Origin of the sequence: Veillonella sp. 3310 (assembly GCF_003999875.1) — a bacterium.
Classification (GTDB): domain Bacteria; phylum Bacillota; class Negativicutes; order Veillonellales; family Veillonellaceae; genus F0422.
Window position 1 is genome coordinate 32815 of the sequence record NZ_RQVJ01000005.1, and the last position, 24590, is coordinate 57404.

The 24590-nt window shown below is 38.6% G+C and carries 20 protein-coding genes and 1 tRNA gene; 2 read left to right on the forward strand and 19 right to left on the reverse strand.

What is annotated here, in order from left to right:
• Positions 1–309: 309 nt before the first annotated feature.
• The 9 genes from ilvC to EO127_RS06915 form a co-directional block, all read right to left on the reverse strand.
• On the reverse strand, positions 310–1320 hold the full coding sequence (gene ilvC, locus EO127_RS06875) for a ketol-acid reductoisomerase (RefSeq protein WP_127069415.1): 1011 nt from the start codon (positions 1318–1320) through the stop codon (positions 310–312).
• 162 nt (positions 1321–1482) lie between these two features.
• Positions 1483–2292, reverse strand: coding sequence for an ABC transporter ATP-binding protein (locus tag EO127_RS06880; protein ID WP_127448704.1), 810 nt, complete (start codon positions 2290–2292; stop codon positions 1483–1485).
• Complete coding sequence (ilvN, locus tag EO127_RS06885) at positions 2292–2786, reverse strand: acetolactate synthase small subunit (protein WP_126938427.1); 495 nt, start codon at positions 2784–2786, stop codon at positions 2292–2294. The genes EO127_RS06880 and ilvN overlap by 1 nt, the downstream gene beginning before the upstream one ends.
• Complete coding sequence (ilvB, locus tag EO127_RS06890; RefSeq protein WP_127448705.1) at positions 2779–4500, reverse strand: biosynthetic-type acetolactate synthase large subunit; 1722 nt, start codon at positions 4498–4500, stop codon at positions 2779–2781. The genes ilvN and ilvB overlap by 8 nt, the downstream gene beginning before the upstream one ends.
• 31 nt (positions 4501–4531) lie before the next feature.
• Positions 4532–5758, reverse strand: coding sequence for a threonine ammonia-lyase (gene ilvA, locus EO127_RS06895; RefSeq protein ID WP_127448706.1), 1227 nt, complete (start codon positions 5756–5758; stop codon positions 4532–4534).
• A gap of 116 nt (positions 5759–5874) precedes the next feature.
• A complete protein-coding gene (gene ilvD / locus EO127_RS06900) occupies positions 5875–7545 on the reverse strand; it encodes a dihydroxy-acid dehydratase (protein ID WP_127448707.1) in 1671 nt (556 codons plus the stop codon).
• 1069 nt (positions 7546–8614) lie between these two features.
• Positions 8615–9949 (reverse strand): NAD(P)-dependent oxidoreductase, encoded by a 1335-nt coding sequence (locus EO127_RS06905; protein ID WP_127069366.1) that lies wholly within the window; start codon positions 9947–9949, stop codon positions 8615–8617.
• 268 nt (positions 9950–10217) lie between these two features.
• Positions 10218–11480 carry an ATP-binding protein gene (locus tag EO127_RS06910; RefSeq protein ID WP_127448708.1) on the reverse strand — a complete coding sequence of 421 codons (1263 nt, stop codon included), beginning with the start codon at positions 11478–11480 and terminating at the stop codon, positions 10218–10220.
• A 410-nt stretch (positions 11481–11890) separates the two neighbouring features.
• Positions 11891–12706, reverse strand: coding sequence for a MetQ/NlpA family ABC transporter substrate-binding protein (locus EO127_RS06915; RefSeq protein ID WP_127448709.1), 816 nt, complete (start codon positions 12704–12706; stop codon positions 11891–11893).
• A 231-nt stretch (positions 12707–12937) separates the two neighbouring features.
• On the opposite strand from EO127_RS06915, the gene EO127_RS06920 reads away from it, so the two are divergent.
• Positions 12938–14281, forward strand: coding sequence for a PepSY domain-containing protein (locus EO127_RS06920; protein WP_127448710.1), 1344 nt, complete (start codon positions 12938–12940; stop codon positions 14279–14281).
• 83 nt (positions 14282–14364) lie between these two features.
• On the opposite strand, the gene EO127_RS06925 is transcribed toward EO127_RS06920, so the two are convergent.
• Positions 14365–14441, reverse strand: a tRNA-Arg gene (locus EO127_RS06925).
• Between the two features lie 562 nt (positions 14442–15003).
• Positions 15004–15318 (reverse strand): hypothetical protein, encoded by a 315-nt coding sequence (locus tag EO127_RS06930; RefSeq protein WP_127448711.1) that lies wholly within the window; start codon positions 15316–15318, stop codon positions 15004–15006.
• A gap of 163 nt (positions 15319–15481) precedes the next feature.
• Here EO127_RS06930 and EO127_RS08750 point away from each other — a divergent pair, with 163 nt between their 5' ends.
• The gene (locus EO127_RS08750; protein WP_164742313.1) at positions 15482–15622 is read left to right on the forward strand and encodes a hypothetical protein; all 141 of its coding nucleotides are present in this window, start codon (positions 15482–15484) and stop codon (positions 15620–15622) included.
• 61 nt (positions 15623–15683) lie between these two features.
• On the opposite strand, the gene EO127_RS06935 is transcribed toward EO127_RS08750, so the two are convergent.
• The 8 genes from EO127_RS06935 to recF all read right to left on the reverse strand — a co-directional run bounded on the left by EO127_RS06935 (position 15684) and on the right by recF (position 24589).
• Complete coding sequence (locus EO127_RS06935; RefSeq protein WP_127448712.1) at positions 15684–17033, reverse strand: hemolysin family protein; 1350 nt, start codon at positions 17031–17033, stop codon at positions 15684–15686.
• A gap of 191 nt (positions 17034–17224) precedes the next feature.
• Positions 17225–17542 carry a YbjQ family protein gene (locus EO127_RS06940; RefSeq protein WP_127448713.1) on the reverse strand — a complete coding sequence of 106 codons (318 nt, stop codon included), beginning with the start codon at positions 17540–17542 and terminating at the stop codon, positions 17225–17227.
• A gap of 347 nt (positions 17543–17889) precedes the next feature.
• Positions 17890–18219 carry a branched-chain amino acid transporter permease gene (locus EO127_RS06945; protein WP_127448714.1) on the reverse strand — a complete coding sequence of 110 codons (330 nt, stop codon included), beginning with the start codon at positions 18217–18219 and terminating at the stop codon, positions 17890–17892.
• A complete protein-coding gene (locus EO127_RS06950; RefSeq protein ID WP_127448715.1) occupies positions 18219–18926 on the reverse strand; it encodes an AzlC family ABC transporter permease in 708 nt (235 codons plus the stop codon). The genes EO127_RS06945 and EO127_RS06950 overlap by 1 nt, the downstream gene beginning before the upstream one ends.
• Positions 18927–19150: 224 nt before the next feature.
• Complete coding sequence (locus EO127_RS06955) at positions 19151–20593, reverse strand: amino acid permease (RefSeq protein WP_127448716.1); 1443 nt, start codon at positions 20591–20593, stop codon at positions 19151–19153.
• Positions 20594–20604: 11 nt separating this feature from the next.
• The gene (gene gyrB, locus EO127_RS06960) at positions 20605–22506 is read right to left on the reverse strand and encodes a DNA topoisomerase (ATP-hydrolyzing) subunit B (protein ID WP_127069374.1); all 1902 of its coding nucleotides are present in this window, start codon (positions 22504–22506) and stop codon (positions 20605–20607) included.
• A 108-nt stretch (positions 22507–22614) separates the two neighbouring features.
• Complete coding sequence (locus EO127_RS06965) at positions 22615–23508, reverse strand: DUF721 domain-containing protein (protein WP_127448717.1); 894 nt, start codon at positions 23506–23508, stop codon at positions 22615–22617.
• Positions 23498–24589, reverse strand: a complete 1092-nt coding sequence (recF, locus tag EO127_RS06970) for a DNA replication/repair protein RecF (RefSeq protein ID WP_127448718.1) — start codon at positions 24587–24589, stop codon at positions 23498–23500. The genes EO127_RS06965 and recF overlap by 11 nt, the downstream gene beginning before the upstream one ends.
• Position 24590: the final 1 nt, after the last annotated feature.

The window sequence follows — 24590 nt, forward strand, 5'->3', positions numbered from 1 at the left end:
ATCATAATTGCATCCACTGTAAAAAGAGCACGGCATGTTCCTGAAGAAACATTATGAAATACCGTTTCTGAAGGAATGTGCCGTGCTCTTCCCTTTGCACAAGTTAGCTATACGAACACCACAAGGCTACATAGCGTCACAAGTCCCGCCACAAAAAGCCCCTAAAAGTAAATAGCCTTCTTTTCCTCCATGTATCATCTACATAAAAAGCACGCAACATGCTCCTGAGCAAACATTATGAAATACCGTTTGTGAAGGAGTGTGTTGCGTGCTTTCCTTATGCTACTTCATGATGGACATGAAGGCTATTTACTTTTTGATCCAAGGCATCAATTTACGTAATTCGCCGCCCACTTCTTCTACTTGATGTGCTGCTGCTTGTTTACGTTGTTCTTGTAAGTAAGGGTAACCTGCTGCATAGTCACCAAGGAATTGATCAGCAAATTTGCCGTCTTGGATATCTTTCAATACACCGCGCATAGCTTCTTTCGCTGCTGCTGGGATTACTTTTGGTCCTGTAATATAGTCACCGAATTCAGCTGTGTTGGAGATGGATTTACGCATTGTTTCGAAACCACCTTCGTAGATTAAGTCGATGATTAATTTCATTTCATGAACACATTCAAAGTATGCATTAACTGGGTTATAACCAGCTTCTACCAACACTTCGAAACCAGTTTGCATCAACGCACATACGCCGCCGCAAAGTACTGCTTGTTCGCCGAATAAGTCAGTTTCAGTTTCTTGACGGAAATCAGTTTCCAAGATACCGGAACGGCCACCGCCTACACCAGATGCCCATGCCAATGCCACTTCTTTAGTATCTCCACTTGGGTCTGCGTATACAGCGTACAAGCAAGGAACGCCAGAACCTTCTTGGAATGTACGACGTACTAAGTGACCAGGGCCTTTAGGAGCTACCATGAATACGTTTACGTCAGCAGATGGTTTAATTTTACCGAAATGAATGTTGAAACCATGAGCAAATGCCAAGTACGCACCTTTTTTAAGGTTAGGAGCGATGGATTTTTCGTAAGTTTCTGCTTGTAATTCATCTGGAATTAAGATCATCACAACGTCTGCACCTTTTACAGCCTCGCCTGTTTCTTTTACTACGAAACCAGCTTCTTCTGCTTCTTTCCAAGATTTGGAACCTTCACGAAGACCGATTTGTACGTCCATGCCGCTTTCTTTCAAGTTCAATGCATGCGCATGACCTTGGGAACCGTAGCCAAGAACTGTAATTTTTTTACCTACTAATGCTTGTAGATTGCAATCTGCATCATAAAATACTTGTGTGCCTAAAATGTTACCTGCCATTGTGATAACCTCCTACTTTGTAATACATAATGATGTTTATAATTTACTAGATTTTCTAGTGAAATTCAACTGATTTTAAGCCATTCGGCTTACGGATTTACCATACTTAGTATGATAATTTGGTATAAATAAAAATATCTTTGTACACTCTATAAAAACATTTTATGAAAGTACTTGTAACCAAGGTCGATCTTGGACCCAGGTTACTTTCACTGAAAGTCCATACAGTGCTGATAATATCTCATTGGTAATGACCTCATGTTTCGGCCCCGCTTGGAAGATTTTACCTTCTTTCAAGAGTGCCACATGGGTCACTGTGGGAAGAATTTCCTCGATTTGATGAGTCACATAGATGAACGGACACGGACTATCCTGCGCCCCTTGTCGATTGAGATGGCGGAGCAATTGCTCTCGGCTCGGTACATCTAATCCATTGCATGGTTCATCCAAGATAAGTAAGTCTGGACTCGTCATCAGTGCCCGGCCGATGAGGGCTCGTCGTTGTTCTCCTGTGGACAATACACCAAAATGACGATGTTGTAACTGTTGCAAGCCCATACTGGCTAGGACCGCATCACAGCGTTGTTCTTCTTCCTCTGTCACATCATGGTATATACCAATCGTTCCATGTGCTCCAGAGAGCAGAATTTGTCGCACTGTTTCGTCTCGCATGGTTCGCTCAAATTGCCCCAATGTAGAGCTGACGAATCCGATACGATCTTTTACGTCTTTCCACACGCATTGCCCAAAGGTATGTCCCAACACACGGACCTCACCACGGGTAGCGCAGGTGTAGGCCATAATCATGCCCAACAAGGTGGACTTACCTGCCCCATTGAGACCCAGTAGCGCCCAGTTTTCCCCTGCTTTCACATGCCAATCTACACCTTGTAAAATCGCCTCTCCATTGCGTATGAAGGTAACACCTTCATAATGTAATAACTCACCTTGTTTTGCTTCTGGTACAGCCATTACATTTTTTCTCCACGGCTCATAGCGGTGCAACCTGTTTTCGCAATTTCCAAAATGCCATATTCTTTCATAATTTCTATGAAAGCATCTAGTTTCTGCGTTTCTCCTGTAATTTCTATGACGATAGAGCTAGGTCCTACATCAAGTACATTGCCACGGTACACATCCGCTAATTGGATGATTTGTGGTCGTACAGACACGTCAGCTTTCACCTTGATGAGCATCAATTCACGGCGTACCACTTGCTCTGGAGAAAATACTTTTACCTTGATAGCATCTACTAATTTGTAGATTTGTTTTTGGATTTGATCCAACTGCACTTCGTCTGTTTCCACCGTTAAGGTAATCCGCGCTTGATCCTTAGGAATGGAAATACCCGATGTCATTTGGGTCACAGAGTAGCCACGACGATTGAACAAGGAAAGGATTCTAGCCCCGATACCTGGTTTATTTTTTGTAATCACTAACACTTGGTGTTGTTGTACTTTACTCATTGTCAGGGCCTCCTTTCAATCCCATCATATCTTTGGCTGTGCAACCAGCTGGGATCATTGGGAATACATTTTCTTCTCGTTCTACCACGCAGTTAATCACCACTGGTTCATCAGATAAGATGAGGTCTCGTAATTGGCTGCGTAAGTCTTCAATAGTGGATAATGTAACCCCTTGTACACCATAGGCTTTTGCCAAGGTTTCAAAGTCTGGGTTTACCTCTAGATCTACGAAGGAATAGCGACGTTGATTGAACAACTCTTGCCATTGACGAACCATACCTAAGAAACCATTATTGATAATCACAACTTTCACAGGGATATTGTAGGCTTTCAATAAGAGCAACTCTTGGCTGTTCATTTGTAAGCCTCCATCACCTGTGATGAGTACTACTTTTTTGTCTGGCTGTGCCACTTGTGCACCGATAGCTGCTGGCAAACCAAAGCCCATCGTACCGGCACCACCGGATGTAATGATCGTATTCGGTTTGGAGAAAGTAATGAATTGAGACGTCCACATTTGATGTTGTCCTACGTCGGTCACAACGATGGCATTGCCTTTTACGATATTGTCGATTTCTTGAATCACCTTTTGTGGTAATAAGGAAGTTCCTTCATGAGGGCGTACGCGAATTGGATACTCTTCACGCCATTCACGGATACGTTCCAACCAACTTTCATGAGTTTGTGGAGTCAATTCATGATTCATTTCGTTCAATACATGTTTCAAGTCACCTACAATTGGCACATCGATGAGTTTATTTTTACCAATTTCTGCTGGGTCAATATCTACGTGGATGATGGTAGCCTCTTTGCAGAATTCTTTCGGAACCCCCGCAATACGATCGTCGAAACGAATGCCTAAGGCAAGTACTACATCTGCTTCATTGACAGCATAGTTGGCATACACCGTACCATGCATGCCTAGCATACCTAGCGATAATTGGTGTTCTCCTGGAAAGGAACCTAAGCCCAATAAAGTATTCACCACTGGAACTTGGCACGTTGTGGCCAATTTATAAAGTTCTTCTGTAGCATTCGATAATAGTACCCCATGGCCTGCTATGATAAGAGGTCGTTTCGCACCTTTCAACAGGTCGATGGCTTTTTTAATTTGTTTTGGATGTCCGATGTAATTCGGGTCATAACCTTCGATAGAAATTGGTTCATTGAAGATAGCTTCAAATTCTTCATAGGAAATAACATCTAATTGCGCATCTCGTGTGATATCTACGAGCACTGGACCTGGGCGACCTGTAGTCGCTAGGTAGTATGCTTCTTTCACAGTGCGAATCATATCTCGGATATCTTTCACCAAGTAGTTATTTTTCGTCACCGGCATGGTAATACCCACGATATCCGATTCTTGGAACGCATCTTTTCCCAGCAAGTGGCTGCACACCTGACCAGTAATGGCTAAGAGAGGAATGGAATCCATATGAGCCGTCATAATGCCTGTCACAAGGTTCGTCGCCCCTGGACCAGATGTAGCTAAACAGACCCCACATTTACCAGACGCACGGGCATAGCCGTCTGCTTCATGGGCCGCCCCTTGTTCATGACGTGCCAAGTAATGGTTGATACCTTCAAAATCATAAATTTCATTGTATATAGGAATTACGGCGCCGCCAGGATAGCCAAATATGTCTGTTACTCCCAAGCGCTTCAATGTTTCTAGGAGTATGCGGGCTCCTCGAATCATTTTCTGTTCACTCATAGTGTATCCCTTTCTATATCTATCGTATTCATTAGTCATGTTCATTAAATTCGTTAGAACTGATACGGTGAATCGTATATCCACGGTCCGCCATAGCCGCAGTGATTTTCTTAATATGTTCTTCTCCGTTCGTTTCTACGGTCACCACCAATTCCACTTCATGGAATCGGTCTAAGTTTTTAAACTGATTATGTTCCAGTTTGATGACATTCGCATTTTGTTCTGCCAAGATTTCAGATACTGCCACTAATTGGCCTGGTTTATCGGATAAATTCACAGCAAATGTGAAAATACGGCCCCGTACGACTAAGCCTTTGGTAATCATAGAAGCAATGGTCAATACGTCGATGTTACCACCGCTCAAGATGCTGACCACCGTTTTGCCTCGTACTCGCAATTTTTTCAACCCTGCCACTGAAAGTAAGCCCGCATTTTCACCGATAATTTTATGTTTTTCCGCCAATAATAGGAAGGCTTCCATCAATTCATAGTCGGATACGGTAAGGATTTCATCTACATAGGTTTGAATGTATTCTAAGTCTCTTGTACCAATTAATTTGACAGCTGCCCCATCGGCAATGGTGCTCACGGATGGTAAATTCACTGGTTTTCCTTCTGCTACGGCCGCTTTCGCACTGGCTGCGCCTTCTGGTTCTACACCGATGATCTTCACTTGTGGATTTTTTAGCTTTGCTGCTGCTGCCACACCGGAGATCAATCCACCACCACCAATTGGTACTAAGATGATATCTGCATTTGGCAATTCTTCTAAAATCTCTAAGGCAATCGTCCCTTGCCCTTCGATGACATCTTCATCATCGAAAGGATGGACAAATACATAACCATGTTTTTGTTGTAGTTCGCAAGCTTTTTCATAGGCTTCGTCATAGACTTCGCCAGCTAGCACCACTTCTGCTCCGTATTGGCGTGTCGCCTCTACTTTGATAAGCGGTGTGTGGCGTGGCATGACGATGACCGCTTTAATGCCTAAACGTTGGGCTGCCAGCGCCACCCCCTGTGCATGGTTACCGGCGGACGCCGCAATAACGCCACAGGCTTTTTCTTCTTCTGTTAATTTGGAAATTTTATTGTAAGCGCCCCGCAATTTGAAAGACCCTGTACGTTGTAAATTTTCCGGTTTGATATATACATCATTGCCTGTTTCTTGGGAGTACACGGAGCTATGAATTAATTTAGTTTTCACCGCAATCGTAGCGAGTCGCTCTCTAGCCTCCATGAAATCGTATAATTTATGCATATAAACGTCCTTTCCTAAGTATCTATTCTATGTATAGAACTTGACTTCCCTCATAGATATATCTATCCCGACTGCGTTCTCACATAGATCATTCTATATCCTGACTACATTCCCTCTTATGCTTCATCTAGGATTTCGATAGCACCTTGTGCAGCAGAGGATACATGCATAGCATATTTTTTCAAGTATCCTGTCACATCTGATTTATGCGGTGCTAAGTTTGCTTTTCTTCGTGCAATTTCTTCCTCTGAAAGTTTCACATTCAAGGAACGATTTGGAATGTCGATTTCGATAATATCTCCATCTTCTACGATAGCGATAGTGCCGCCAGAGGCTGCTTCTGGAGATACGTGACCAATGGATGCGCCACGGGTAGCACCAGAGAAACGACCGTCTGTAATCAAGGCTACGTCTTTACCAAGACCCATGCCTGTAATTGTCGCAGTTGGTGTCAACATTTCGCGCATACCTGGACCACCTTTTGGACCTTCGTAGCGGATGATAACTACATCGCCTTTCACAATTTTATGACCCATAATCGCTTCTACTGCTTCTTCTTCACTATTGAATACTTTTGCTGGACCAGAGTGCACTAGCATTTCTGGATCTACGGCACCTTCTTTCACAACGGAACCGTCCGGAGCCAAGTTACCTTTCAATACTGCGATACCACCTGTGGTATATACTGGATCACTCCAAGGATGGATCACATCTTCGTCTAGGACTTTCACAGTTTTAGCAATCGTACCTTGGTCCACCAAGCTCACAGATTTCGCACCTTCATGCAAGTGACCTTGTTCTTGTAAACGATGCATTACCGCATACACACCGCCTGCAGCATGTAAGTCTTCGATGAAATATTTACCAGATGGAGACAATTTCGCCAATTGTGGTGTATCTCCTGCAATGCGGTTGAAGTCGTCCAATGTTAAGGACACGCCTGCTTCATGAGCGATAGCTGGTAAATGTAGCGCTGTGTTGGAAGAACCGCCCAATGCCATGTCCACGGCTACTGCATTTTCAAAGGCTTCTTTCGTCAATACATCTTTTGGACGTAAGCCTTCTTGTAACACTTCCATCACTTGCATACCCGCACGTTTTGCTAGACGCAAACGCTCGGAGTAAACAGCAGGGATGGTACCATTACCTGGTAATGCCATACCCAATGCTTCTGTTAAGCAGTTCATGGTGTTCGCTGTATACATACCGGAGCAAGATCCACAGGTAGGACAAGCTACGTTTTCAATATGTTCTAATTCTTCTTCGGAAATGAGGCCTGCTTCAAATTTACCTACCGCTTCAAACACGTCGGATAAACCGATTTTTTTACCATTGTGCACGCCTGCTAGCATAGCGCCACCAGAAACAAACACAGATGGTAAGTTTAAACGAGCAGCAGCAATCAACATGCCTGGTACTACTTTATCGCAGTTAGGAATGAACACCATCGCATCGAATGGTGTGGCCATAGCAGATGCCTCGATGGAATCAGCAATGATATTGCGTGTGACCAAGGAATATTTCATACCGATATGGTTCATTGCCAATCCGTCACAAATACCGATAGTATTAAACTCCATAGGAATACCGCCAGCTTCACGGATACCATCTTTCACAGACTGTACTAAATTTTTCAAATGCACATGACCGGGAATGATTTCATTGAAAGAATTGGCAATCCCGATGATTGGTTTTCCAATTTCCTCATTGATAAATCCTAAAGCTTTTAATAATGAACGATGAGGAGCTCGTGTAGCCCCTTTTGCTACTCTATCACTGCGTACCATATGATGATCCTTTCTACTCTTGATACTATACTGGTTATAACACTTGTTATAGTTACATATTGCTGTCTAAGTACTATATCCATACACTGAAATACTAGTATGTGATTTCTATTTGATACTTCTATAATTTTGTATCTATCTAATAGATTCCAAATCCGTATCTAATATTTTGGTATAGTTTTTAGCCATAAAAAAGGGCGACCCCTCTGGAATCGCCTTTTAGTATATATGTATGCACGTTAATCAAATAGACTACAACAACTTAGATTCCTTATGCTGTATACAAAGAAACCTAAGATGGTAGCTCTACCGAAGAAAAGGCGACCTCTATGGAATTGTTAGTTCTAATGACGTTCACGACTAAGAACAGGACGAGCACGAGAATTGCTAACAATGCCATGATAATCTCCTTTCTGTACGATATGCGTACGAATCTTAACTATAAGTGTAATACTTTAAAAATTTAATAACTGTCTACTATTGTAACACCTTTGTCCACTGTGTGCAAGGGTATTCCCTTATTTTTTACAAGATATATCTGTCTTATTTTCCACAATCTGTTATACTATAAGTGTTACTTCCCCTAGACTGGTAACAGAAAGGGGGTGAACCTAATGCTATCCCTAATTATTACACTTTTTATCTCGATTATGGCAAATGTCCTCGCTTATTACATTTGTAAATGGCTAGATCGAGTATTTAAGAAGTAACTAGCCTAGCCTTGTCAGCTATATAGACAAATAAAAACACCCAGGTCAGACCACCTGGGTGTTTTTTTTGTGAACCTAATGCTAATTATTTTCACACTTTTTTCGCTTGCCTTTATTATATCATAGTCATTAAAAAATAAAAACCCCACGGTTGGCAGACCGTGGGGTTTCTTTTGCTTGTAAATGGAAATCATCAACTTTTTTCCACCCCAATTATATCACTTTCTTAATATATTTTCTAGTATATAAGAAACACCCAGGTCTGACCACCTGGGTGTTTTTTGTGAACCTAATGTTAACTGTTTTCACACTTTTTTCGCTTTTTCATATTATATCATAGTTGCCAAAAAATTTAAATCTTACTCCCCTAAGAAGCGTTTTGCCTCACAATAGTTTACGATGCCTTCTACTACTTTTTTAGCTTCTCGCATTGCCAATACTACGGTAGCTGGTTTATGCACTACATCACCACCTGCGAATACACCTTGACGGCTTGTCATACCATATGGCATATCTCTTGTTACCACATAGCCAGCTTCGTTCACTTCGATGCCATTACCAGGACCTACTAGACGAGCATTCGGTTTATGACCGATGGCCACAATGATTTTATCTGCTGGTAAGGTAAAGTCTTCGCCAGTGCTTTTCACAGATCCATCCTCTTGTAATTCTTGTCGTGTCAATGTCAAACCTTCCACGATATCTGAACCAGTTACTTCTTTTGGAGCAGCCAAGAATTCAAAACGAATACCTTCTTCTTTCGCTTCTTCAAACTCGGTTGGGTTAGCTGGCATTTGTTCTTCTCCGCGGCGGTACGTCACAGTGACACTTTCAGCACCAAGACGAACACAAGTACGAGCCGCATCCATCGCCACATTACCAGCACCGATGATGACAACTTTATCGCCTTTATATACAGGGATCAATTCTTCTTCGGCTCTACCATTTTGTACTAATTGTACCGATGTTAATAATGCCATCGCTTGTAACATACCGGCTTTGTCATCGCCAGGCAAAGAAATTTCCGCTGGTACATGAGTTCCTGTAGCAATAAAGATGGCATCGAAACCTTCTTCAAAAAGAGCATCTAAGTTACGATCTGGACCGATTGTGACATTGCATTCAAAAGTAACACCTAATGTTTGTAATCGTTTTACTTCACGGCGCACAATTCGTTTTCCCAACCGGAACTCTGGAATCCCAAATAACAGAATACCACCCGGTTCATCTTGGCGTTCAAACACAGTGACATCATAGCCTAATTTTGCCATATCACCAGCTACAGTTAATCCAGCAGGACCAGATCCGATAATAGCAATTTTACCTTGGTCTTTACGATTTGGTTTCACTTTACGAAGATTATTATCGCTTTCAAAATCAGCTGCAAAGCGTTCTAATTTACCGATATTGATAGGTTTATTCGCACGATTTAAAATACATGCCCCTTCACATTGTTTTTCACGAGCACACACTCGACCACACACAGCTGGTAAGCTGCTACGCTCAGCAATAATATCGTTAGCTAATCCAAAATTACCATGCGCAATAGCTTGAATAAAACGAGGAATTTCATTTTCAATAGGACAACCTGTACGGCACAATGGTTTCGCACAATTCAAACAACGCTTCGCCTCAATAAATGCTTCTTCCATCGTATAATCTTTATCAAATTCTATCTCTTGTCGCAGCTCCATAAAGACCTCCTTGCACCACTCTGGTGACACACTTTTCCCTTTACATACTCTATTTATAGGTTCTTACTTATTTCGATATAATACATATAGTATATCATAGACTAGTCCTCTTCACTGTAACAATGGCTACACCCTTGCTGTATCCATAGAATTAACCATCCCTTTTCTTAGTGAAAGTACTAAAAGATATATCCTATAGTATACCATATGTACGCACAGTGTGTAACTATGTATTTTTAATTTAGCAATTTCCCTATTACTCATCAAATTATATCGTATATGTTACTGCATATTTTGTTTTTGGACCTGATCCAGTTTTGATAACATAACCGCCTTCGATTAATTCTTTCACAGACTCTAGTATATTGCGCTTTCCATACCCTGTTAGTTTGGCTAATTCCCTAGATGATAATTCTCCATCTTGTAATGCTTCATAGATACGTCGAGCTGGTTGACTCATACTCATTGTATCTTGTATAACCACTGGCAATGTTATTTTTATAAAGTTTTCAGATATATCAAATACAGGTTGTCGTTTACAGTGTGCATAGGATGCAATGATACGTTGTACCCCTGTTCCAAACTGTTCTATTAAATGCAATCTAAAAAATACATTTCCTATCACAGGGTTGCGCAACATCGATACTTCTTTATATAAATAATCTTCTTTTGAAAGTTGGTCTAACAGTCCACCAGGTGATGTAATTTCAATACGATCATCATACATCGCTACTCGAATATGCGCAGATACATCCCATGTTCTATGGATTAAAGCATTGGCTATGGCTTCACGAAATGCTTTCTCCGGTATGGTTTCCACTACAACTCGTTCTATACCTTGAATCTCATCATATTGGTAATTTTCACGGTACACACGCACTGCCTCTTGATAAGTTTTTAAAATCGATTGTCTTTCAAAAGTGTACCGATTCAAAATAATATCTATAGTAGCGCCGAACCGAGCCATATCTATACCATAAAATTCATTTGTATCAGCTAACAATGCACCTGCGTTTGTATACCCTATATTTTTATCTAACAATCCCAATGTAATTAGATTATCACGCGTCAACTGTTCTATACCTAATTTTTTTTGACATTCTTTTTCTAATAAGTGAAAGCTTAACTCTTGTTCATGGGAGGGAATCCGATCAAATGTTGTATTCATTCCTTGCATAGTCAATCGCTTTAATTCAATTTGACCTACCTCAATTGTAGAACTATCATTTCTAATATAGGCTTTTCCTTTATACAAATAAGGCATATCCTTGCCTTTTTCTACAGTTAATGTAATTAGTTTAGTATTATTATCTATATCAATAGTATATTTGGGTAATGGTTTTATGGCATCATTAATTTTATTTTCAATATCTAAACAAGCTTGCTTAGTATTCTCTATTCCCACATATCTTCCATCATCAGAAATACCAAATATAATTTTTCCGTTTCCATAATTAGCAAAGGCTGATACTGTTTTTAAGAATGTATTCGTAATAGATTCTTTAAATTCTAATTCTCTATGTTCTTTCATTCTAATCACCTCAACCTAACTATATCATGTTTCCCTAACCTATGCAACGATAGACATATCGTTGCATAACTATTAAACAATAGACTATATAATTATTTTTTAACACATTACAAATGCCCTAATATTCCTATTTAATGAATATTAAAATACCATTATATCGTTTTAATTCTTTTTATTTTCTTTATTTTATTATGAAAAATAAATACATTTATTCATTTATTTGCAACGATACACATATCGTTTCACACACATTGCAACGATAGGCTATTTACATATGCTATAATTTCCAATAAACCGCTATAATATCACATCTATAAGTATATGAAACGATACCTCTATCGTTTCAGTACTGTTGCAACGATACAAAAAAAGAGGTCCACCACATGGGTAGACCTCTGTATAAGTCATGATTAGTTTGCAGATGTAATGGTTCCTTTGAAGGTTTCTGCAATGAATTGTTTGATGGCTTCGGACTGATAAATCTCTGCAATTTTTTTGTAAGTTTCATTGTCTTTATCTTGTTCACGAGTCGCCAAGATCATCACTGCCAATGGCTCATCTTTTGGTTCTAAGTACAATCCTTTTTCACCTACGTTGATGCCTGCACTTTGCACGTAGTTCATCGGAATCGTTGCCAATGTTACATCGTCTAAGCTACGAGGTAATTGTGCTGCCTCTAATTCTTGGATTTTTAGATTCTTAGGATTTTCCACAATGTCTGCCACTGTTGCTTTGAAACCAACTCCCTCTTTTAATTTGATAAGACCTGCTCGTTGTAACAAGGCTAAGGCACGTCCACCATTGGTTGGATCATTTGGAATCGCTACGGTGTCGCCGTCTTTCACATCGATAGGAGATTTCACAGAATTACTGTAGATACCCATTGGCATTAAAATCGTTTTACCAATCGGCACTAATTTAGAATTATTTTGCTTGTTAAAGTTCTCTAAGAACGGCACATGTTGGTACGCATTTAATTGGATATCTCCATCTGCCAAAGCTTTATCTGGTGTGATATAGTCGGAAAATTCCACTACTTTCAACTGGATACCTTGTTTTTGTGCTTCCTTCGCTACCGCCTCAGCCACTTGTGCATGAGGACCTGCAGTGGCACCGATTTTAATTTCCTTCGGCGTGTCCTGGATGGTTGTCGATGTGCCACAGCCCGCAATGCCTAACGCCAATATACCCACTAATAGGGGTATAAATAATGATTTTAATTTCATAACCGAATCCTTTCATAACTACAAATACTACTAATAAAAATTATATTTCAATTCTGAGTATACAGAATATCATAAGAATCTTCTCTTGCCCAATATAAATTTTATTACACTATTAATAGGTAAAAACTATAATTTATATACATTAAAACTTTTTTTCATAGTCATAGATGATTGAACTTCTAGCCTATTTAAGCTATTATAACTATGTTTTTATATGAAAGGAGTAACTATATGTCAACTTTTTACAAATGGCATAAGAGAATATCTATCTTTTCTATTATATTTTTTCTTATGTTTTGCATTACCGGTTTATTATTATTATTTAGAAATGAATTAAATGCTTGGTCTTTAGGACAACCCTCTCATGGTACATCTACTATGACAATGAGTCCATCCTCATCCTCTATATTTGATGCAGCAGATGCGGGTGCTGCATTGGTAAAACAACAATACCCATCCAAAGATATTTTGAATATTTCTCCAACCATGAATAGATCTAATCTATTACGCTATAGAATTATTGATTCATCAGCCACATCTGCCCCACCTGCACGAATGGGTATGGGAGGAGACTATACCTTATATAACCCAAATTCTAATACACTTGTTGAATCTCATCGTGTCACCCCTGCGCATCCATGGGTACGAAGTGCACTACACACAATTCATGAATTACATACTCGATTGGCCTTAGGAAAATTTGGTATTTATCTTGTAACTATTCTATCTATGATATGCTTCATATCCATCCTTAGTGGTATCTTTTTATACGGCCCTTTCAGTTCCGCCTATAAACGAAGTACACAAACATCAAATCGATTACAAATCAGCGCTCTGCATCGTGAATTTTCTATGATTGCTTCTGTTTGGGGAATTGTATTATCTCTAACTGGTGTATGGATTGGTGGTTTTTTTATTGCTAATGATTATTACACAACAAGTGTAGCCTCTATGGCAAAGCAAGAATTAGCTAATCATACATCCGAAATCTTATCTCCTTCTAAAGCGATTCAGCGAATTCTATCAACCTATCCTAATCGTCAACTTATTTCTATGGATTATCCTTCAAGATTTAATAATTATCACTATGCCTTTTATTTAGGTAGCCAAAATGATGACGATCCTGCCATGTTTTTAGGTCAGCCTGTATATGCCAATTTATATACTGATTCAACTCTCGATCAATATGCAACGAAAGAAATTCCTTGGTACTTTACCGGAATGAAAACCATGATAAACTTACATATTCATAATCATAATTCCATGGCATTAAAAATATTATGGGCTATTTGGGATATTGTTATCATCATTGGTATGGTATTAGGAATCATCTTAACGATTATGAAACGATATCATATCCCTATAAAAACTACATCTATCAAACCTATTTTATCCCCTACTCATATATGGAGAATTCCTACCATATCTAGTGCATTCATCGCTTGTGGTTTAATCATTCCAATGTGGCCTAATTCTATGACAGAAACAATTGGTGCTATCTGCTTATTGATTCCTTTAATACTATTTATATACTCTTTATATCAACACTATACTCGAATACGAGAAACTCTATAACATATTCATGGTAGTCTTTCTTATAAACCCATAAAAAAAACGATGTCACAGATATATCTTTCTATGACATCGGTTTTTATCTATGGTGCGCCCAGAGGGAATTGAACCCCCGACCTGCAGTTTAGGAAACTGTCGCTCTATCCTACTGAGCTATGAACGCAAGTATACATCTATTATAGTCTAACTGTACTCTACCTAGCAATATGAAATCTAAAATAAGATTTAATCTGTATCATATGTGCATATCCACAATACAGAACATTCTTTCTTACCAAATACGATTCAATAAAGCCTTATAATACAAGGGTTATTCACTTTTTGTGTATAAAATGTGGATAACTATATAGTTATTAACAGTAAATACACAAGGTATTAACAAGCTACTCACAACCTATACCCATAGTTATACACTAAGTTATCCACAATTAGGTGGATAACTGTTCCATATGTACGATAAAAGTGTTTAATTTTCTTTCTAAGTGTTCGATACATACACACAATTAATAGATTTAATAGATCTACTAGATGTTCTAGATACTTTACTAACGATGCAGTTCCTATACCTTCATCATAAATACAATAAGCCTATAGAACAACTTTCAACTGTTCTATAGGCTTTCGTATATCTTCTGTATTAGATATTCTCGTACAATCACACTTTCATCGGTACTATGCACCGCATCGTGCCTTACAAGTGATGAATATCCACCATATGATCTTGCTTATTCAGCAAAATATAATTGACCGTCTACTTCTACTGGAATGCCCCAGTCAACTTGCACGCCATTTTTGTTCCACATGCGAGTTAATGCTAATTTTAAATTGTCGTAGGAATCCAATGGTTGTACTATTAATTCATCATATGTATTCAATCCCGTAGCATGCATCACTGTTTGTTCTGCTTGCAAATAGGATTCTACTTTTTCTTTCCAAGCTGCATCGTCTAATACCACTTGGCATTCTTTTGTTTCTTTGTTATACGCAATATGACCGCGTTCATTATCTCCATAATGAATTGCTAAATATACCCATTCCATGGTGTACCCTCTTTCATGACTAACATAAGTTACGATGTATACTATACTCATACTTTGATGTATTCTGTTCCTATTATATCGTATCTTTCCAAACGGTGGCAATATATATACCATTGCTTTTTATAATTACGTACACTATAATGTGCGTAAAGAGGTGATACACATGGAAATTATTGATATTACAAATTCTAGAGAAAATATTTTTAATTTTTTAACACAAATCATCAAATATAAAGAACTCTTACTAGAAGGAAAAAATACTCCACTATCCGAATGTATTCTAGAGGAAGAGGTTATTTGGTAATGAATAGAATATATAAAAAATAGAGGAAAGTTGATAAAAAGTATCATCTTTCCTCTATTTTTTATTCATTATTATTTTCCATTATTACTTTCCGTGTCACCATTACTTTATCCACTCGTGTGTTATCCATATCCATCACTTCAAATTGCAATGGTCCGTAGTGACAGCGATTGGCTTCTTTTGGAATACGACCAATTAAGTATGTCACGAATCCCCCTAATGTTTTGTACAGATCATCTTCTTCGCCTGGTAATAGTTCGTCCACTTCGAAGTATTCTTTCAGCTCTTCAATACTGATGAGACCATCCACAAGATACGTTCCATCTTCTCGTTGAACGATACGATTTTCTTCTTCTTTCTTTTCCTCTTCTCCAGATGGCATCAAACCCACGATTTCTTCCATAATATCGTGGAACGTAATCATCCCGCTCATACCGCCATATTCATCTAGTACAATAGCTTCGTGAGTACCTTCTTCTCTGAAAGTAGATAATACTTTCATCAAGGATAAAGATTCTGGTACAAGCACTGGTTTACGCATACAATAGGCCAGAATATCTTTCATAGGGCGATGGCTTTCTTTCATTTGTTGTGCCAACACATCTACAGAAGAGACTAAACCTTTCAAGTCATCCAAAGAATCGTCGCCTACTGGAATGCGATGTTCGTTACATTCCATAATGGTTTCTAAGATTTCTTCATCACTAGCATTGATGTCAATCCACGTCAACTGCGTGCGAGGTGTCATAATATCGCTGGCATCGAGGTCAGCTAAGCGGAAAATATTTTCTACTAACACTGGCTCTTCCTCTTCATAAGCACCTAGTTCCACACCTTGTACAAGCATTTTATTAATTTCCGATTCCGTTACCGGTGCTTCTTCCTTGTGTTTAACGCCTAATACTTTCAGTAGCACTGTTGTAGACATACTGAGAAGTGCCACAAATGGTTTTGTAATCGTGGCAAAGTATTTCATAGGAATTGCCATCATGATGGCAATGGATTCTGGAGAATTGTATGCCAACCGTTTCGGTACTAATTCCCCTATGACTAAGGATAAATAGGTTGTTAAAGATACGATAAAAATAGGGCTGATCGTGTCCGCATAATCAGCTAGCCACAGTATATGTTCTTTAATATATGTCGCCATAGGATCAGAAAAAGTAGCACCTGAGTACAAACCAGTGACAATACTAATTAAAGTAATACCAATTTGTATGGTAGAAAACATTTCATTTGGATCTTCCGCTAGCTTGATGGCTATACGGGCTCCTCGATTACCTGCTTCCGCCTTTTCTTCTAATAACCCTTTACGAGCATTGATAATGGCCAATTCCGTCATGGAAAATAGACCATTTAAAATGATGAGTATGACTACAATTAAAATTTCTATACCTATGTCACTTCCCACTGATTCTATCTCTCCTTATCGATTCCTATCTATAAAACTACACTATATATATCAAATCATCTATTAATTTTGAATAGTTTTATATTATATACTAACACAATACTTACCGTGCATTTTTACTAAATATATTGGAATACTTCTGCATTCTTATATAATAATCGTTTGCTATATAAAAATAACCCAAATATATTTTAAATCACAACAGCTGTTCCTGTGCAGGTTACCATTAGCATACCATTGGTTTCACCCAATGTTTCATAACTTACAGACACCCCTACAATAGCATTGGCTCCCATGGCTTTTGCACGTTTTTCCATTTCTTGTAAAGACGCTTCACGAGCACTAGCTAAAGATGATTCATAACTATTACTACGACCACCTACAACATCTCGAATGGATGAGAAAAAATCTTTTACAAAGTTACGACCTTCCACAACTTCCCCAAACACAATTCCTTTATATTCTTTAATTGGTTGACCTTCAATTTGCATGGTTGTTGTAATAATCATAGTATCTCCTTTATTCTCATATTGATATGTTACGAACCTTATGATTCGTATTATATCATATTTAGAATAGTTCCTTCTATGCGAGCGTTATACCATACAATAATTATAACAAAAATAGCCTATATACTCGTTTACTTATTAACATATAAAAATAGAGTAAAGTTGATGTTTTTGATCAACTTTACTCTATTTTATTTGGAGCTATTTTATTAAAGTCCCTCCAATTTAAGCTATTTTTATAAATTCCATTTGCACACTATATTGATGATACCATACTCATATAGCAATACTGCCTAAATATTAGAATAATTCCAACTAATAGTATCTCTGATAACACATAAGTAATATTAAATAAACACTTGTTGCACCAGCACCATATACAAAATTGTTCCGCCCCCAATGGATAGAAACATATTGCCTTTCCACAAATGAAGTAATACCGTCACAGCTACGGCGATCATGTCCGGCATTCCATGATACACACCGGATAGGTCCACATGTCGCAAGGAAAATACCACCAGCAAACTCATCGTCGCCGACGGCAATACTTTCCCTAAATACTGCACATAAGCAGGTGTTTTTGTTTTTGAGTTAAATATGACAAATGGTAAAAATCGTGTTGCCATCGTACCTAGCACAACAATGGCAATGGTTATCATCTGTTCTGTGAAAGTCATTATTGCCCCTCCATTGTATTACGTAATAGACTTAATATCACCACGATACCAATCATAGCGGGAATCATAAAGTGTTCACTACCAAATATCCACAAGGCAATTCCAGGAATCACTAATCCTATACTAGAACTAATCAAATTCCGTTGAATTTTATATTGTTCTATAGCCAACACAATAAAGAGTGCGGTGAGTACAAATTCCAAACCTTTTCCATCAAAAGAAAGTACCGATGCAAATAGATTACCTACCACAGATCCTACCACCCAATAGATCTGATTCAATAGGGTCACAAAAAAATAACACCATTTCTTGGAAATTTCAGTAGGAATTTGTGATGTATAATTGATGGAAAAACTTTCATCCGTCATTCCAAATATGAGATACGGTGTTAACCATCCCATATGTCTATATATAGTTAACATAGAAATTCCATAAAATAAATGACGCCCATTGACCATGAGTGTAATCAAGAAAGCACTCACTGGATCGAAAGGAGATAACAACATAGCTACTGTTACAAATTCCATAGACCCTGCATAAATGAGAGCACTCAATGCCAATGTATATCCCCAGGAAAATCCCATAGAGTACATATAGATACCATAGGATAGTCCTAAAAATAAAAAGCCAAATAAGATGGGAGTTGTTTTAAGAAAACCATATCGAAAGGCAGACCATATTTTATTTGTTGTTTTTTTTGTTTCCATGTATATTCTCCTTTCTCTCACCATATGTCACTAGACTCTTAATTGTCACTTTTACTATACTATCATATTATCAAATTCTAGAATACTCATATATTCATAAAATATATAAGAGGTCAACAAAAAATTATCTTATAACCTATTTCCTATAGTATCCTATCTTACTTATAAATTTACTTAGCAAGAACAAAACAGCCTACGGGACAACTTCCCATAGGCTGTTTCTATTAGTCCTCAAAATCGCGAGATAAATCGACTTCTTTTAGAGGAACTACTTTTGTTTTATATTTTGCTTTATACCATAAGTACACAGCGAAGAATACTGGAAGTCCAATATAGGCAACGGACACTCCGTACCAATCAATACTTTCACCCATGAAGGCTGTATAGTTTTGACCAGCAATGATGATCAAGCATAATGCCAAAGCAAACAATGGACCAAATGGGAACCAAGATGCTTTGTAAGGCAATTTGGATACATCATGACCTTGTGCCACATAAGCACGACGGAAACGATAATGTGCAATCGCAATACCTACCCATGTGATGAATCCACTCATACCGCTGATGTTGATCAACCAAGTATAAGCTTGTCCTTCACCAATTAAGGATGTTAAGAAAGCAAATAAACCAAAAGCTGCTGTTGCCAACAATGCTGGAATTGGCACACCACGTTGATTAATAGAACTAAATAGTTTTGGTGCATCTCCAGATTTAGACAATGCATACAGCATACGTGTGGAGGAGAATAAACCAGAGTTACCAGCTGACAAAACAGCAATCAATAGGATAGCGTTGATGAAATGAGCCGCCCAATCAAATCCAAACCGATCAAATACCAATGTAAATGGACTAATGGACACATTTTCTACAGAACTGTTCAATAAGTTTGGATCATTATAAGGAATTAAGAAACCAATAACAATGAACGAACCAATATAGAACAGTAAAATACGCCAGAAAATAGAGTTGATGGCTTTTGGAATATTTTTCTCTGGATCTTCGGACTCACCAGCAGCAGTACCGATTAATTCTACCCCTTGGAAAGAGAAACCAGCAATCATAAAGATGGCCAAGATAGAGGAGATTCCCCCTACAAATGGTGCCTCACCTAAGGTCCAGTTATGGAATCCTGGAGATGGAGTTCCTACACCTAAGATCAATAATGTACCTAATAGTAAAAATACGATAACAGTGATGACCTTAATGCTAGAGAATATATATTCACTTTCACCAAAAGAACGAGCTGAAAAATAGTTCAATACAAATAGAATCAGCAAGAACAAGGCAGACCAAATGATAGCTGGCACATCAGGGAACCAGTATTTCATAATAAACGCACTCGCTACGAGCTCCGCCGCTAATGTAATGGCCCAGTTGAACCAAAAGTTCCAACCCAAGGCAAAGCCTAAGGCTTTATCTACATACCGAGAGGCATGAGTACCAAAGGAACCAGACACCGGTAGATAGGTGGTCATTTCCCCTAAACTAGTCATCAAGAAATATACCATGATACCGATGAAACTATAGGCAATTAAAGCACCACCAGGACCTGCTGTACTCACTACTTCACCACCAGCTACGAATAAACCTGTACCGATGGCACCGCCCAATGCAATCATATTCATATGACGGGATTTTAAACTTCTTTTTAATTTATTATTTTCCATGGGACTTCTCCTTATAAGTCAAGATTTCGTACATATTCAGCATTATCTTCGATAAACTTTCGACGAGGTTCTACCTTATCCCCCATCAAAACACTAAATATCTTATCTGCTGCAATACTGTCTTCCATGCTGACTTGTAGGATTGTCCGATGTTCAGGGTTCATCGTTGTATCCCATAATTGTTCTGCATTCATTTCACCAAGACCTTTGTAACGTTGGATGGTAATATTTTCACGTCCAATTTCGTCCAATCTATCTGAAAGTTCTTGATCACTGTAGGCATACCATTGTTTTTGACCTTTTTTAATTTGGTACAACGGTGGTTGTGCAATGAATACATGACCTTCTTCAATTAATGGTCGCATATAGCGATAGAAGAATGTCAATAATAAAGTACGAATATGTGCGCCGTCCACGTCCGCATCGGTCATGATGATGATTTTGTTATAACGGCTCTTCGTAATATCAAAGTCTTGTCCGATACCTGTACCAAAAGCAGTAATCATAGAACGAATTTCTGCATTGGCTAAGATTTTATCAAGACGAGCTTTTTCTACATTTAGAATTTTACCGCGCAATGGCAAAATCGCTTGATAACGGCGATCACGGCCTTGTTTTGCGGTACCACCCGCAGAATCACCTTCGACAAGGTAAATTTCTGTCATAGTTGTATCTTTTTCAGAACAATCTGCCAATTTACCAGGTAAGGAGCTCACTTCTAAGGCATTTTTACGGCGTGTCAATTCACGAGCTTTACGGGCTGCTTCACGAGCACGACTCGCATTGGTTGCTTTTTCGATGATTTTCTTCGCTTCTGCTGGATGTTCTTCTAAGAATACACGCAATCCATCAGACACGATAGTATCTGTAATCCCTTTGACTTCGCTGTTACCTAATTTACCTTTTGTTTGACCTTCAAATTGTGGTTCCAATACTTTTACGCTCACCACAGCTGTCAAGCCTTCACGCACGTCTTCCCCAGTCAAGTTGCTTTCATTTTCTTTTAAAATGCCAGCCTTGCGACCATAGTCGTTCAAGGTCCGTGTTAAAGCAGTACGGAAACCACTGAGGTGCGTACCACCATCGATGGTGTTGATGTTGTTAACGAAAGATAAAATCGTTTCGCTATAACTATCGTTATATTGTAACGCCACATCGACCACTACATCATCACGGGTATTATCAATAGAGATAACGCTCGGTGTGATGGCTTCCTTCGCTTCATTTAAATACTCAATGAATTGTACTAAGCCACCTTCGTAGTGGAAACTTTCACTACGACCTTCCCCACGTTTGTCCGACAAGGTAATACGCAATCCTTTATTCAAGAACGCTAATTCTTGTAAACGAGTTTTTAATACATCAAACTCGAAAATGGTAGTTTCAAAAATTTGTGCATCTGGTTTGAATCGTACGGTAGTACCTGTACGATCCGTCGTACCGATTTCTTTCAAATCAGATGTTTTATTACCACGTTCAAAAGAAATTTCTTGAATTTTTCCATGTTGGTATACATCAACGATAGTCCATTCACTTAAGGCATTCACTACGGAAATACCTACCCCATGAAGACCACCAGACACTTTGTATCCACCACCGCCAAATTTACCACCTGCGTGAAGTTTAGATAATACAAGCTCTACCGCAGGCATACCTGTTTCATGCATTCCTGTCGGAATTCCACGACCATCATCGATAACTTCAATACTATTATCTTCACAAATGGTCACTTCAATATGCGTGGCATACCCAGCTAAGGCCTCATCCACACTATTATCTACAACTTCATACACCAAGTGATGTAATCCACGGGCAGATGTGCTACCAATATACATACCAGGTCGCATACGAACGGCTTCTAAGCCTTCGAGGACCTGTATATTACCGGCATCATAATTCGTTTGTTCTGCCATCTGACATCCTCCTACTATTTATATAATGACATCCCATACTGGTCACCATATTCTATATAATACATTCTATTATACAATACTTTACTATCTCTGTGAAAGTCTCAGCCTTTATTTCACTTGCATTTTGTCTGCTTCGTTCCAACGATACTTATTAGTAATATTCACAACTTGTTCATAAGACAATTCATCTTGCGGTTTTGATGTAATTAACATCGTCGCCCAATACATATCGTTCGCATCCGTAGAACCTTGGAACAAACGAGTTAAGTAATAATAAATACTTTCTTCTTTCGCCACTTCATACCATTCATAAGTACACCAAGGAGCAATTGCTTTCATTTGGTCATATTTATAATGAGGATAATCCTTCAATAAACCTTTCACCGTACGAATGATATGTCGATACTTTTTATATTCACACTGAGGACATACCTTTGCAGATCCTTCCGATTGCCAACGACCACAGGTAGGACATTGATGAAAGTGCTCTTTTTGCAATACAAATTCTTTTTTCGCTTGTTCTATACGTGTTTGCAATACTTTTTGTCGAAGTTCCTCATGACGGATCACACGAACAGACTCTTCTATACTTTCCACAATCTCAGGAGGCAACACAATTTGATGAAAATCTATACTTTCCTCATAGATAGGCGTCATATCTAAGGCATCCCCTGATACAAGTTGTTCTTGTAAAGCACGTCGTGGCAGTTGCACTTTGATATCTGTAATAATGGATTCTCCATAATACTCACGCAATGCTTCCAATACTTGTGGTTTGCGCATAGTCATCTCTTGCATCCATACGGTATGACCAATTTCCACTACGATAACTGGTGGCTTAATCTGCACTAATTTTGCTTGTCCACTCACCATAGGTCCTACGACAGATTCCCAGTCATGATAGAGTTTCATGAGTCGATACATTTCATAAATGCCTAATTCTTTTAACATAGCATCACGAAGATTTGTCACTCCTGTAAGGGATTCTAACTTACTCTCCATGTGGTATTTCCTCCGTCAAGTCTATATACTGCACCTTATCTAAGTCCATAGTATCTGTTGTATCCGTAGTAGTAATGATTGTCTGTACACGTTTATGAATGAATTTGATTAAATTAGATCGACGTTCCTGATCCAACTCACTGAGTACATCGTCTAATAGTAAAATAGGGTATTCTCCTACTTCCGATTTAATATATTCTAATTCACTTAACTTAACTGACAATATAGCTGTCCGTTGTTGCCCTTGTGAGCCAAATCGTTTTAAATCCATAGGGCCCGAGTAAAAGATAATATCATCACGATGGGGTCCCACTGATGTTTGTAACCGTCGCCGATCCTCTGGTAACTGTTCTTGCAAGGCTTGTAATAAATCATCCTTAGTCACCAACAATTGTTTCTCACTATAAGGCTGGCTATATTGCAATCGTAAATCTTCTTTGCCATTAGTGAGTTTCCGATTCATTAAATCCATTAATTGGTTTAATTTTTTTAAACTTTCCAATCGCTTTTGAATAATTTGAGACCCTAAAGTAGCAATTTGTTCATCCCAATCTTGCACTGGTACCTTACTGGTATGACTATATTCTTTGAGTATCCGATTTCTCTGTTGTACAGCCCGTTGATACATCATAAGTTGATGATAATATTGAGGACTAGTCTGACTAATTTCCATATTCAAAAAACGACGACGTAAGGAAGGCGTTCCTTTGATTAAATCTAAATCTTCTGGAGAAAAAATAACTGTATTCAAAGTGCCTACTAATTCTTTTTGTGATAGAGGATTATCATGCAAACGAATAACTTTTTTTCCTTGACGCCCCCATTTAATCTGCAACGTATGAGGCGTATCAGCTTTCATAAAATGAACGATAATACTAGCCTCATCTTCGTTCCAAGAAATAACATCTTTCATATCCGATGTACGATGACTATGTCCCATCGTGGCAATATAAGCAGATTCTAAGATATTTGTTTTCCCTTTTCCATTGGGACCATGGATGACAATGATTTCTGGTGTGAAAGTAATAGTTCTATGACGATGATTGCGAACATGTATAAGTTCCAATTCAGTCACATACACA